Origin of the sequence: Methylotuvimicrobium buryatense 5G (genome assembly GCF_000341735.1) — a bacterium.
GTDB lineage: Bacteria > Pseudomonadota > Gammaproteobacteria > Methylococcales > Methylomonadaceae > Methylotuvimicrobium > Methylotuvimicrobium buryatense.
Genome location: NZ_KB455575.1, coordinates 3040978 through 3053528, shown reverse-complemented (window position 1 = coordinate 3053528; position 12551 = coordinate 3040978). Strand labels below are relative to the sequence as shown.

Below are 12551 nucleotides of genomic sequence, written 5' to 3'. Positions count from 1 at the left end.
GAGTATAAAGGGACTGGTTGTCTCAGGCGTTCATTTCTTGGGCGGCGTCCAATAGTTCTTCAATAAAATGCCGGCTGTAGGCGGGTAAATAATTCTGTCGCAAGTAAGCAATTTTGGTCATCGAGCTGGGTATGAGTCCGGGCAAATTTCGGACGACCAAATCAGTATCGGCTATCGGATCATAGGCCATACTGGCGATCAAGCCGACACCCAATCCCAAACGCACATAAGTTTTAATGATATCGGTATCGGCTGCCGCCAGCACCACATCCATTTGCAATTCCCGGTCGTTAAAGGCCTTCTCGATATTGGAACGGCCTGTAAAGCCGAGCGAGTAGGTGAGAATGGGAAACGAGGCCAAGCGTTCCAAGGTCAAGTCCCCGCTAGCCAGCGGATGTTCTTTCGGGATGACGACGGCATGGTGCCATTCGTAACAGGGATTGATGATCAAGGTTTCATCTTCGGCGACCTTTTCGGTGCAAATGGCCAGATCGGCCTGATCGTTATGCAGAAAGTCGATCAGGTGGTCGGGCGAGGACTGCACGATATAAACCTTGACGCCGGGATATTTGGCGCGGAAGCGTTGTATCGGCTTCGGTAAAAAGTATTTTGCCTGGGTATGCGTCGTCGCGACATGCAAAATTCCGCTGTCGCCATTGCGGTATTCCGAGGCGAGCGATTTGATATTTTTTTTGGCTTGTTGAATGGTTGATGCCTGCGCCAATACCTTTTGTCCCAGTTCGGTCAGACCGGTCAGTTTTTTGCCGTTTCTTGTCAATAAAGGCGAGCCCAATTCCTCCTCGAATAAATGTAATTGCCGGCTAACCGCAGACTGGACGATATGCATGCTGTCGGCGGCCTTGGAGAGGTTGAAACCGTTTTCATGCAGAGTGCGAAGTAATTCAATCTGGCTGAGATTCATGAGATGCGATGGCCTGAAGCGTTTTTAATATCTAATTTTTAGAAGTATAAATCGAATTATATCGTTTTAATAATCAAAGAAATCCCGCTATTCTGAACCCAACAAATGGCCAGAGCCGTTTCGTTAGCGCGATTGAACGGATTCGTATTGAACTCCTCCTTAAATCATAGGGATATTTGTCAGGCGGAAAAACATCTCCGCCTGTTTTTTTCGCTACCTGAACAGAGCAAAGCCTAAGTACAACAAGGAGCAGGATAATGCCATTAGAACAACTCGTCGAACACTTCAATGACCGCCTTGAATGGGAGCATCATACCAATTTCCGTCCCTTCTTTTTAAAAGAAGGAGTCGTGCATGGTTTATTCGGTCCCATTCATATCACTACTGAACTGGCGCCTCTGCGCGAAACGCGGAAACCCTCAACGATAGCAGGCTATATTGCCAAGCTTAATGTCAGCACTTCCGAAATTCCGCATCTGCAAAGCCATGAATTGGATTTGATTATATCGCTGCCTGCACGGCAATCAATTTGTCCCGATTCCATAGTCGATTTTGATCGTTTAGCTCGTACCGTTCATATGCTCAATTTTTTGCCGATTTCCCATGAGCCGTTTTTTTTGCAACTAGAGGTCGATCCTAGGCATATTCTCGGCGTCAAGAAAGATCATGGAGCGTATTTTCAAGAAGTTATCGGGAAATGCGGTTTGGAGCCCAATAACATCGTAATTACTTTGAGTGTAAGCAGCGTCTATGCCAATTATTACGAAGTCTTGCTGAAGGGGCTTGAAAACTACCGGCAGCGCGGTTATCGAGTGGCCCTTAAATTTGATTACAACGGTTTGAGTGGTTCGGCTTTAGAGCTGATTACGGCCTTATCGCCAGATAATGTCGGTCTGTCGGCCAAGGATCTTGGCAGGATTCAAGACAATCAATTACCGCACAAACTGCATCGCTTGCACAAACTGACGGATTCGGTCGGTGGGCAAACAGCGTTGCTTGATATCGAGGATGCCAATATCAAGGCTTTGGCTCGTACGATTGGATTCAATTGGGTGCAAGGCGCTTATTACGAACAATCGGTTTCTTTGAACAAAGACACATTTTCTCGCCTTTCGGGAGTTGCATGATGAAAATTAAAATAGTAACCATACCGGGCTTTCATGGTAGTGACGATAAGCATTGGCAGAGCTGGTTGGAACGGCAGCTGCCTAACAGCGAGCGCGTTGGCGGTATCGATTGGGAACTGCCGCAAATTTTGACGTGGGCCAACGCTATCGAAAAGCATATCGATGCGACGCCCAACCGAGTGATTCTGGTCGCGCACAGTTTCGGCTGTCTGGCTAGCGCTTTGGTAGCATCACGTCTTCCTGAAAAAGTAGCCGGTTTGATCTTGGTCGCGCCGGCGTCGCCGCAGCGCTTTTCTATGACGGGGCCGATAGCTGTCGACTCGAGACCTCAAAACGATATTTCCGGTTTTTTGCCGAATCGACGACTCGATACATTGGGCTTGTTGGTAGCCAGTCAAAACGATCCCTGGATGCAATTCAGTCAGGCCGAACAATTCAGTCGTCAATGGGGTTTGACGCTTTATGACGCTGGCAATGCGGGCCACATCAACAGCGAGGCCGGCTATGGCGAGTGGCCGTTGATAGTGGAATGGGTCACGTCACTGCAAGTTTTGCTTGAAAGCGCTATGGTCAATTTATCGATTCAACTACCGAAAAAACTGATGTTTTCATCATCGCCCTATTCCGCCTAAGGAAAGGCTGCTTCTTTCTCAATAAAGCTTCCAACCGGAGCAATCCTTTGACAAAGGATTGCGATGCAAACCCTGCCATGCTTACTATCTTAGCCATGTTTCCTCAATGGCGTTTATTCTAAATTCGGCAGTTTAACCATGAAGCGCATGAAGTCTTTCAACGGCTTGTCCTAAAATTTCGAATAACCTTTTAGGGGGCAAAAATGATTTGCATAGACAGAATAAGCTATTGAGTTAACTTCTTATTCTTCATGATCTTCATGGTGAAATGCTTTTTCTAGGATCGAATAGTTGAACTCGCCATCTATTCGTTCAGTTAAACCAATGCGCATGTTTAATATGCAACGACAGCCGGTCGCCTTTTTGCAAAGCCAGTTCGCGAAATTGCTCGTTCGGCATTTCCGCAAAGATTGTCGTTGCCTTACCGTTAGTTCCGTCCTTGCTCAATTCCAGTCGGATGATAGCTCCTAGGTGTTGCCAATCTTTTAGGTAAACGGGGGAATTGGCGGGATCTTGCGGTTTTTCGACTTGGATATTGTGTGGACGCACGTGGGCGACGATTCCTTTCGGGTCGTCTATGATGATTCCGGCACCGGCGAGCCATGAACTGTCGTCTTTCTCCAGCTGAAAAACATTGGTATGACCGATGAAGCGAGACACGAAATCGTTGTTCGGACTGTCGTAAATCTCGCTGGGCGAGCCTTTTTGTTCGATCTTGCCGTGATTGAGCACGACAATCTGGCTTGCGACTTCCATTGCTTCTTCCTGGTCGTGCGTCACGAAAATGCTGGTGACGTTCAGCTCATGATGCAAATGCCGCAGCCACAGGCGCAAGTCCTTGCGCACACTGGCGTCGAGCGCGCCGAACGGCTCGTCCAGCAACAACACCGACGGTTCGACCGCCAAGGCGCGGGCCAATGCGATGCGTTGGCGTTGACCGCCGGATAGTTGATCGGGAAAACGGTCGGCCAACCAGTCCAATTGCACCAGATTGAGAAGCGCATGCACTTTTTCCTGGATTTTGGTTTCGCTAGGACGTTCCTTTCTCGGTTTGACCCTGAGACCGAAGGCGATATTGTCGAATACCGTCATGTGCCGGAATAGCGCGTAATGTTGAAAAACAAAGCCGATTTGCCGGTTTTTGACCGGTTGGTCGGTGACATCGCTGCCGTTCAATAAAACCTGTCCTCGATCCGCTTGTTCCAGTCCGGCGATGATGCGTAGTAAGGTGGTCTTGCCACAGCCGGACGGCCCCAGTAAGGCGACCAATTCGCCTTCGGGGATTTCCAGGTTGATATTGTCCAGAGCAGCGAAATTGCCGAAGCGTTTGCCGATATTGTTTAAAGTAATGCTCATAGTGATGCTCTCGTTCAATTTGTTTATGTAGGTGGGGTTGAACAACGTGAAACCCAGCTTAATGGTTTTTCAAATGGTTCCCACGCTCTGTGTCACTGGCATTAAGTTAAGGTAAGTCCGTCATTCCGCCATGGACTGCCGGAATCCAGTGCCATGGATGGCAAGCTTTTGAGGCACAGTAGAGCCTGAATGCAAGCATTACTTCTCTCTGTGACGGCTTCACTTAATGGCAGTGACGCGGAGCTTGGGAGTGATGAAAGCAGTTTATACCGCCTTCCTATCCTGCTTTTGCCGCCATTCCAAATAGGTTTTCACAATCAAGGTAACCACCGCCAAGCCTGCCAGCAGCGAGGCGCTGGCGAACGAGCCGACGAAGTCGTATTCGTTGTAGGTAATTTCGACATGCAGCGGCAGAGTATTGGTCAGCCCTCGAATATGGCCGGAAACCACCGACACCGCGCCGAACTCGCCCATCGCCCGGGCATTACAGAGTAGTACGCCGTACAGCAGCCCCCATTTGATATTGGGAAGGGTAACTTTAAAAAAAGTTTGCCAACCGCTGGCGCCCAGCGATAAAGCGGCTTCTTCCTCTTCATGCCCCATTTCCTGCATCAATGGGATCAACTCGCGGGCGACGAACGGAAAGGTCACGAACAAAGTCGCTAGAATGATGCCGGGCACCGCGAAGATGACCTTGATATCGTATTCGGACAGCCATGGGCCTAGCCAGCCTTGAGCGCCGAATACCAGCACGAAGATCAAACCGGCGATGACCGGCGACACCGAGAACGGCAGGTCGATCAGCGTGATCAATAAACTTTTACCGCGAAACTCGAAACGGGCGATGGCCCACGCCGCGCAAATGCCGAAAAAAGTTGTTAGCGGCACGGTCACTGCGGCGGTCAACAGTGTCAGCCGTATTGCCGCTAGGGTGTCGGGGTGAGCCAGGCTGTCGCTGTATGCCGTCCAGCCTTTGCTGAAGGCTTCGATCAGTACGGTCGCCAGCGGCAGGATCAAGAACAGCCCGATAATCGCCAAGGTTACGCCTATCAGTCCAAAGCGAACCCAGCCCGGATCGTTTAGCGCGATCGGTTTAGGTTGGTATGCATGAGTTGCAGTCACTGTATTCATTTGAGCGTCTCTCAGAGTTGGCCGCTGCGGCGGCGTACCCACCATTGCAGCGCGTTGACCAGTAATAACAATAAAAACGAAATGACCAGCATGGTCAGTCCGATCGCGGTCGCGCCGGCATAGTCGTATTGCTCCAGCTTCGTGATGATCAGCAGCGGCACGATTTCGGACACATAAGGCATGTTGCCGGCGATGAAAATGACCGAGCCGTACTCGCCGACTCCGCGCGCGAAGGCCAGTGCGAAACCGGTCAGTGTTGCCGGCAGGATATTGGGCAGAATGATTCGGATGAAAGTCTGCAGACGATTGGCGCCTAGGCTCGCGGCCGCTTCCTCCATTGCCGTGTCGAATTCCTGCAGCACCGGTTCGACTGTACGCACGACAAACGGTAGTCCGATAAAAATCAGCGCAAACACGATACCAAGGGGCTTATAGGCGATTTGCACGCCCAGCGTGTCCATGACGATACGACCGATCCAGCCATTAGGCTCGTAGATCGCCGCCAACACGATGCCGGCAACGGCGGTGGGCAGCGCGAACGGCAGATCGATCAAGGCGTCGAATAGGCGCTTGCCGGGAAACGGATAGCGCACCAGGGTCCAGGCGATGATAAAGCCGAACAGCGCGGCGATACCGGCCGCAATCAACGCTGAAACAAAACTGACCCGGAACGAAGCCTGAACCCGGGCATTGGTCAGTATGTCCCCGTATTGATCCAGGCTGAGCTGCATACTTTTGAACACCAGTGCACTCAAGGGAATCAGCACGATCAACGCCAGATAAAACAGCGTAAACCCGAGTGTGGGGCGAAACCCCGGCATAATATGGCTTTGTGGCATTTCGGTAGCCTTTAATAAATTGCAAAAAACAGCGGTGTGATATCTCTCATCCGTTCTTTGTGACGATAAAGCGGTCGGGTATTGCTGTTTCCCAAACTCCGGTTTGGGAAACCATTTCCGCAAGCTCTAGCATTCCCACGCAGAACACTCATCGTTAGACATAAATCGTGTATTACCGTCATGCCATCATAGCTAATGTGGGCTCGATACCATTTATAGTCTCCTAACTTTCCCGGCTTCGAAATCGCGATCAGGGGATCGCTCCCACAGAACATTCGGAACCCTTGTGGGAGCGACGCCTTCGTCGCGATTATCGAAGCCACTGACTTTCAATATCCGCAGATTTATCAAACAGCACTATCCCCAGATATTCGATAATCTTTGTTCAGCACGTTTGTTTCTGGTTCCCACGGTCTCCCCGTGGGAATCCATAATTTGGTTGTCGAGGTAATAGCGGTATGCATTCCCAGGCTGGAGCGGAGGGGATGAGGAAAAACTCTGCGCCTCCGTGCGAGAACTTTCTGGTCTCCAAGATCCTCCGTGTGAGCGATGTGGATATTACGGTGCATAGATTTGATCGAAGGTGCCGCCGTCATCGAAGTGCTCGGCCTGTGCCTTATGCCAGCCGCCGAAGAATTCATCCACGGAAAGCCGTTCCAATTTCGGGAAGCGCTCCAAATCTTTTGGGTCGGCGTGTTCCGGTTGGAATGGGCGGTAATAATATCGGGCCGCCAGTTTTTGCCCGACCGGCGAGTACAAGTAATTCAAATAAGCTTCAGCCAAGTCACGGGTACCGCGTTTCTCGACGGTCTTGTCCACGACCGTGACCGGTGTTTCAGCCAAAATGCTGATCGGCGGCACGACGATTTCGAATTGATCGGTGCCGTATTGATCGATAGCCAGAAAGGCTTCGTTTTCCCAGGCCAGCAAGACATCGCCGATGCGGCGTTGTACGAAGGTGGTCGTCGAGCCGCGCGCGCCGGAATCCAGAATCGGTACGTTTTTAAACAGTTTGTTGACGAAATCCTTGGCGGCCTCCGGGTTACCGTATTTTTTTTCAGCGAAGGCCCAGGCGGCTAGATAGTTGTAACGGGCGCCGCCGGAAGTTTTCGGGTTCGGCGTAATCACGGCAACGCCGTCCTTGATTAAATCGTCCCAATCCTTGATGCCTTTGGGGTTGCCCTTGCGCACCAGAAATACGATCGTCGAGGTATAGGGCGCGCTATTGTTCGGCAGGCGCTTTTGCCAGTCTTTATCGAGCTTCCCGGAAATTTCGGCAATCTGGTCGATGTCGTACGACAAGGCCAGCGTCAACACATCGCCTTCCAAACCGTCGATGACCGCGCGCGCCTGTTTGCCTGCGCCGCCGTGCGACTGTTGTATCGTCACCGTCTCGCCGGTCTTGGTTTTCCAATCGGCGATGAATGCTTTATTGAACGCCTGATACAGCTCTCGGGTCGGGTCGTAGGAGATGTTCAGCAACGTTCGGTCGGCAAATGCGCCGGTAGCGCTTAATAATCCTGCCGCGAGCAGGGCGGTTTTGAGCCATTTTTGAGGTTTCATAAGTGTTCCTGGTTTCGAGGGTTATTTGAAAATATCGAGTGCGTTGAACGACAATTCCACATAGATAAAGTCCGATTGGTTCGATTTCGTGCCATTGGCGGCCACTTGTCGGTTTTTGGTAAATTCACCGTTCGTGAAATGGGTATAACCGACGTTGGCGGCAATATAAGGCGTTATGTTGTAGCGGGCGCGGAAATCGAGACCGTGGCCTAAAAAGTCGCCGCTATTGCCGGTCGGGTCGCGATTGAAACTGCTGCCGTCTAACAGGTTGTTAAAACGGTCGGTATTACTCTCCAGCCAGAAGGCGCTGTAACCGCCGTCGAGTTTTAGCCCCTTGATAGGCTCGAATTCGATTTTGACCTTGGGTGCGATCACGTTTTCAGGGATCATGTAATCATCCGATGACCAGGGTCTGGCGAAGCCGAAGAAGCGTTCGAAACGGTTGTTTTTGTTGTCGTTGGGGTCTTTGTCCCCAGTGACATGACCGTAAAATGCGCTGATCCGAGGTTTCCATGGGTGCTCCAAGAAGGTGTAACCGACTTCTGCGGTGACCATATAGGCATCATGTTGCCGTCCGTCGTCGCGGCCGAATTGATAGGTGCCGGTCAGATCGTAATCGATGCCGGTATCGCTTACCCAGCCGGACAAGCGCAACCCTGTGGCGTGAATATCCCGCGCGCGGTTGCGGTTGCCGGGACTCGCATCTTGTCTAAGCGCCATGTAATAAGGCTCGATAGTCACGATATCGGACCATTTGCGCCAGTGACCGATCGCCGCAGAAAACCACTGATCTTGGTTCGGTTTGTCGAAATCGGTCATCAGTCGGGTCAACGGTTGCAGGGCCAGTAAATCGAGTGCCCAATCGTTGGCGTCTTCTCCCAGACTGGCGCGAAAACCTTGAAAAGTATTGGTGGTGTTGCGCCATTTGTTCAAGCCGATCAAGCGCCTGTCCAAAAATTCGAACGCCATGCGCCCCGCACGAATGAAGGCGGGTCTGGCATTGCCGCGATCGTCGTAACCCAGTGCATCCTTGAAATGCAGCTCCATATAGCCTTGAATCAGTTCGAATTCGTTGATGTCGCGGTTATCGCGGTCAAACTGGCTGTTATAGCGGCGCGCATCTTCGAATTCGGCGACGGCGCGCAACGGGTCCAGAATTTCTTTGATCCCGAGATAGGCGCGGGTTCGGAGTAAAATAGGCTCGTCCAAACTGCGGCTAGGACGGCGGCGCACGTCGTTTTCACGGCGTTCATAGCGCATCCGGTAATCGAGACCGACATCCAGCCAAGTGATATCTTCCGTACCTTTTATTCCGGTTTTACTGAGATTGCGGACATAGTCGGGCGGGTCGGTTTCGCGTTTGGTTCCGTAGCTCCCCGGTTCTATATAATAGCTGCTTGGCTGCTCGTCCGTTTTGGCCACAGCATGCTGAGCCGGATGAATCAATAAACTGCCGGCCACGAGCCATCCGGCAGTCTTTCTATAAATCGACATGGTTTATTCCCCCTTGAAAATACAGCCACTTCCGGTGTTCCGGTCAGGCAACCGCTAAATTTTATGATCTATCGCCGATGGCTCGGTGGATTAAGCGTTTGTTTTATCTAGTTTTGATCCGAAATTTTTCGTGCCGGTCGATTTGCACGATGCGGCCGTCGTGCACCACAATCTCAATCGAGCCGAAACGAATCGTCTGCAAAATCGATATGATGTGTGCAGCGATTTCCTGATGGTTATCCAGTTTTAATAAATCAAGATCTAATGGTTTATTCATACAATTTCCGCGCTTCACTTAATTCTGTGTTGATGTGCTGAATTGGTGTTGTGCGAATGTTAATGAAATAGCAGAAACAAATGAAACGATATAATTAGATTTTTATATCTAATTATTAGATATTTGAATATAGAGGCGACGCCATTATTCGGCAAGTTGATACAAGGCTAACGAAGGAGGAGAGATAGTTGGAAATGAGTCATCGATAAACCTAAATTCGGTAGTTTAACCATGAAGCATATGAAGTTCCTGAAGATTTTCAAGATATTACCTAGGCGTTCTCGTTAACCTCTTGGGCGAGTGAAAGTTCTATGCAAAAACATAACAAGTTGTTGAATTAACTATATATTCTTCATAGTGAAATGTTTTTTTGGATAAATGGAGCTCATAGGCTTCCCACTTAAGGTGGGACAAAAGCACTACTCCCTTTATATTCAAAAGTTAGCAAATTTTAATGAAGGTATGGGGTGTGGCTAGCGAGGATGTCGGCAGCAGGGGGCGCTGCCGAAGGGCTCAACACGAACGGATTAACCTTAAACTGTCCCGCGTTAATGAGTAGCCGAACTAATATATGACCCTTGGGATCTGCGGAATGACAGATTTATTGATAACCGTCACCCGTACCTAATAAAGCAGCGATGATGTTTTTCTGAATTTCGGACGAGCCGGAGAATAGCCGGCTAGCAAGGGCATCCTGGATTCGTTCGAGCTGTTGACCGCCTTCGAGCAAGCCGTTTGCGCCGAAAATATGCGCCGCGTCCAGGCTCGATTGCAGAAAGGCTTCGGCGGCGAATAACTTGGTCTGCGCGCTGGCCAGCGTGATGCGTTGCTTTCGATCTTTCAGGCGCGCGCACTCGTTTACCCAAAGCCGAATCGTATCCAGTCGGGTTTTCATATCTGCGATTTTATGACCGATCGCCTGGTTTTTGCCTAGATGCGCGCCGTTGACTCTGCGTTCCCGGCTGAACCGAATCACGCCTTCCAATTGCCGCTCCATCACGCCGCGGATGCCGGCAAAAATGAAGGCCCGTTCCAACTCCAGCGCTTGCTGAATCATCATGTTGCCGGCACCGGTCTTGCCCAGTTGCCGGTCGAGAGGAATCCGGCAATCGTCAAGACGAACATCGCCCATCGTGGCGTTTTTGCAGCCGGAGACTTGCGGCGTGTCGAGAAAGGCGGCGCCGGGGTCGTCGGCGTGCACGATGAAGGCGGACAATCGCGTGCCGGATCTCGCATAAACGACCAGTAAGTCTGCGATCGGCGTATTGGTGATGAAGCGTTTATGTCCGTTCAATGTGAATCCGGCATCGGTCTGCTCCGCAGTCATTGTCAACGCAGTGAGGTCGGAGCCGGCCTGGGGTTCTGTAATCGCATGACCGCCGATGCGTTTGCCTTCGAGCAGGTCATTTAGATAAGTCGCCTGTTGCTCGGTATTGCCGTAGTTCAACAGCGGAAAAACCGTGCCCCACAGATGGGCGTTGATCGATAACAACAAGCCAGGGTCCTGGCAGGCTTTGCCAAGTTGTTCATGGGCCTGCACGAGATCGGCGAAATGGTTGCCGTGACCGCCGCGGTTTTGCGGCACGGCATGTTTCAATAGGCCGAAACCGGCGCAATGACGAAAACGCGCCCGTGCGGCTTGGCTTCCGCCGGCGGCGGGTAGATTGCCGATATCCATTCAGTGTCGCTCCAGTTGGCGTTGCAAGGTTTGATAATCGGTCTTGCCGTTGTCCAGTAGAGGCAAGGCATCCATCACGCTGAGCCGGCACGGCTGCATGTAGGCCGGCAGCGCTTGCTTGATAGTCTTGACAATGCCGTTCAATTGGCCGTCGGGATGTAGCACCAGCGCGGCGGCGGGGCGTTGGCCGCTAGTGCTGTCTTCGATGCCGACTACGGCGCAACCGGCGACTTCCGGACATTGCAGGATCAGCGCTTCGATTTCGGCAGGTTCCACCCGGTAACCGGAACATTTGAGCATGCGGTCGAGGCGGCCGTGATAGCAGTATTCGCCGCGCTTGTTCAACGAGACTTTGTCGCCGGTCCGGTAATAGCCGCCGTCTTCCAGGGCTTCGGTCAGCCGGCCTTGACGCCAATAACCGGACAGATTGTTCACGCTATTTACCAGCAATTCGGAGGATTCCGCGTCAATCTTCAATTCCGAAGCGCAAGCAGGATGGCCGATCGGTATCGGTTGATCGCCGTCGAGTCGAGCCCGATCGACCGGCCAATAACAACAGACATTGGTTTCGGTCGGGCCGTAGAGATTGTAAAAATCGGTTTCGGGCAAAAGTTCGCAGAGTTTTTTCAATTGCGGCGTCGGAAATACTTCTCCGGCGAACAGTAGCGTAGTTAAATCCGGCAACGGCTGTTCGGTCAATCCGCCCTTTAGCGCGATGAAGCCGAGCAAAGAGGGCACCGTGTAAAACACGGTGATGCGCTGCTCAAGCAGCCAGGCCGTCAGGCGGCTGGGCGACAAGGTCAGGCCGGCCGGCACGAAATTAACGCTAGCGCCGGCGCTCAGGCTGCTGAATATATCGAATACGGACAAATCGAAATAAAAAGGCGCCAACGAAGCGATACGGTCGTCGGCTTTGAGCTTGAACGTGAGTGTCGCCCAATCGGCGAAATTATGCAACGCGCGATGACTCAGCGCGACGCCCTTCGGCGTGCCGGTCGACCCGGAGGTATACAGAATCGCCGCCAAGGCTTCGGGGTCGATGGCAGCGGGAGGATAGAACGATTGGGCAGACTCGGGCAGTCGGTCGATATCGAGCCAAAGCGCCGGCGTGTCGAGCCAATCGGGCGGGTTTCCGCGGCCGATGATGCAGTGAACAACCGCGTCGTTGACGATGAAGCGCAAGCGTCGAGCCGGATTTTTGATGTCCAGCGGGATGTAGCACGCGCCGCAACGCAGGACCGACAGAATCGCTATGATCGCATCGATACCTCGGTCCAAGGCTAGCGCGACGCGAGCGCCGGGCTCGATCCGCGCGGCTAAATGGGCGGCAAGGCGCTCAGAGTTAAGCATGACTTCGCGGTAACTCAGTCGACGTTCGCCTTCAATCAACGCCGGGCGATCCGGTGCGTTTCGGCATTGCCGGTCGAATGCTGTCAGTAGGGGCATGATCGAGAATTAGGATTTCGTAATAAATAACGACCTGGAACTATGAGCTTTGTTGAGGGTACGCTAATTCGCTTGGCAGGACGCCG

11 protein-coding genes are annotated in these 12551 nt (G+C 51.9%); 2 read left to right on the top strand and 9 right to left on the bottom strand.

Annotated features, from left to right (window positions below; all coding sequences use genetic code 11):
• Positions 1–22: 22 nt before the first annotated feature.
• Positions 23–922: a LysR substrate-binding domain-containing protein gene (locus METBU_RS0113720; RefSeq protein ID WP_017841180.1), complete on the bottom strand. Its 900-nt coding sequence runs from the start codon at positions 920–922 to the stop codon at positions 23–25.
• A 257-nt stretch (positions 923–1179) separates the two neighbouring features.
• On the opposite strand from METBU_RS0113720, the gene METBU_RS24150 reads away from it, so the two are divergent.
• Both METBU_RS24150 and METBU_RS0113710 read left to right on the top strand, forming a co-directional pair.
• The gene (locus tag METBU_RS24150; protein WP_017841179.1) at positions 1180–2049 is read left to right on the top strand and encodes an EAL domain-containing protein; all 870 of its coding nucleotides are present in this window, start codon (positions 1180–1182) and stop codon (positions 2047–2049) included.
• A complete protein-coding gene (locus METBU_RS0113710) occupies positions 2049–2681 on the top strand; it encodes an RBBP9/YdeN family alpha/beta hydrolase (RefSeq protein WP_186005682.1) in 633 nt (210 codons plus the stop codon). Before METBU_RS24150 ends, METBU_RS0113710 begins: the two co-directional genes overlap by 1 nt.
• 312 nt (positions 2682–2993) lie before the next feature.
• Here the strand turns inward: METBU_RS0113710 and METBU_RS0113705 are convergent, their stop codons facing one another.
• The 8 genes from METBU_RS0113705 to METBU_RS0113670 all read right to left on the bottom strand — a co-directional run bounded on the left by METBU_RS0113705 (position 2994) and on the right by METBU_RS0113670 (position 12465).
• Positions 2994–4037 carry a sulfate/molybdate ABC transporter ATP-binding protein gene (locus METBU_RS0113705; protein WP_017841177.1) on the bottom strand — a complete coding sequence of 348 codons (1044 nt, stop codon included), beginning with the start codon at positions 4035–4037 and terminating at the stop codon, positions 2994–2996.
• A gap of 264 nt (positions 4038–4301) precedes the next feature.
• Complete coding sequence (gene cysW, locus METBU_RS0113700; RefSeq protein ID WP_017841176.1) at positions 4302–5168, bottom strand: sulfate ABC transporter permease subunit CysW; 867 nt, start codon at positions 5166–5168, stop codon at positions 4302–4304.
• Between the two features lie 11 nt (positions 5169–5179).
• On the bottom strand, positions 5180–6007 hold the full coding sequence (gene cysT / locus METBU_RS0113695; RefSeq protein WP_017841175.1) for a sulfate ABC transporter permease subunit CysT: 828 nt from the start codon (positions 6005–6007) through the stop codon (positions 5180–5182).
• Positions 6008–6565: 558 nt separating this feature from the next.
• Positions 6566–7570, bottom strand: coding sequence for a sulfate ABC transporter substrate-binding protein (locus METBU_RS0113690; protein ID WP_017841174.1), 1005 nt, complete (start codon positions 7568–7570; stop codon positions 6566–6568).
• 21 nt (positions 7571–7591) lie between these two features.
• Complete coding sequence (locus METBU_RS0113685) at positions 7592–9064, bottom strand: alginate export family protein (RefSeq protein WP_017841173.1); 1473 nt, start codon at positions 9062–9064, stop codon at positions 7592–7594.
• Between the two features lie 103 nt (positions 9065–9167).
• Positions 9168–9341, bottom strand: a complete 174-nt coding sequence (locus tag METBU_RS26440; protein ID WP_014146765.1) for a YezD family protein — start codon at positions 9339–9341, stop codon at positions 9168–9170.
• A 601-nt stretch (positions 9342–9942) separates the two neighbouring features.
• Complete coding sequence (locus tag METBU_RS0113675; protein ID WP_017841172.1) at positions 9943–11019, bottom strand: acyl-CoA dehydrogenase family protein; 1077 nt, start codon at positions 11017–11019, stop codon at positions 9943–9945.
• Positions 11020–12465 carry an amino acid adenylation domain-containing protein gene (locus METBU_RS0113670; RefSeq protein ID WP_017841171.1) on the bottom strand — a complete coding sequence of 482 codons (1446 nt, stop codon included), beginning with the start codon at positions 12463–12465 and terminating at the stop codon, positions 11020–11022.
• Positions 12466–12551: the final 86 nt, after the last annotated feature.

Bases quoted from the DNA above. Each gene is read 5' to 3' on its own strand.
- METBU_RS0113720 (WP_017841180.1), bottom strand. From the start codon at position 922: ATGAATCTCAGCCAGATTGAATTACTTCGCACTCTGCATGAAAACGGT.
- METBU_RS24150 (WP_017841179.1), top strand. From the start codon at position 1,180: ATGCCATTAGAACAACTCGTCGAACACTTCAATGACCGCCTTGAATGG.
- METBU_RS0113710 (WP_186005682.1), top strand. From the start codon at position 2,049: ATGAAAATTAAAATAGTAACCATACCGGGCTTTCATGGTAGTGACGAT.
- METBU_RS0113705 (WP_017841177.1), bottom strand. From the start codon at position 4,037: ATGAGCATTACTTTAAACAATATCGGCAAACGCTTCGGCAATTTCGCT.
- cysW (WP_017841176.1), bottom strand. From the start codon at position 5,168: ATGAATACAGTGACTGCAACTCATGCATACCAACCTAAACCGATCGCG.
- cysT (WP_017841175.1), bottom strand. From the start codon at position 6,007: ATGCCACAAAGCCATATTATGCCGGGGTTTCGCCCCACACTCGGGTTT.
- METBU_RS0113690 (WP_017841174.1), bottom strand. From the start codon at position 7,570: ATGAAACCTCAAAAATGGCTCAAAACCGCCCTGCTCGCGGCAGGATTA.
- METBU_RS0113685 (WP_017841173.1), bottom strand. From the start codon at position 9,064: ATGTCGATTTATAGAAAGACTGCCGGATGGCTCGTGGCCGGCAGTTTA.
- METBU_RS26440 (WP_014146765.1), bottom strand. From the start codon at position 9,341: ATGAATAAACCATTAGATCTTGATTTATTAAAACTGGATAACCATCAG.
- METBU_RS0113675 (WP_017841172.1), bottom strand. From the start codon at position 11,019: ATGGATATCGGCAATCTACCCGCCGCCGGCGGAAGCCAAGCCGCACGG.
- METBU_RS0113670 (WP_017841171.1), bottom strand. From the start codon at position 12,465: ATGCCCCTACTGACAGCATTCGACCGGCAATGCCGAAACGCACCGGAT.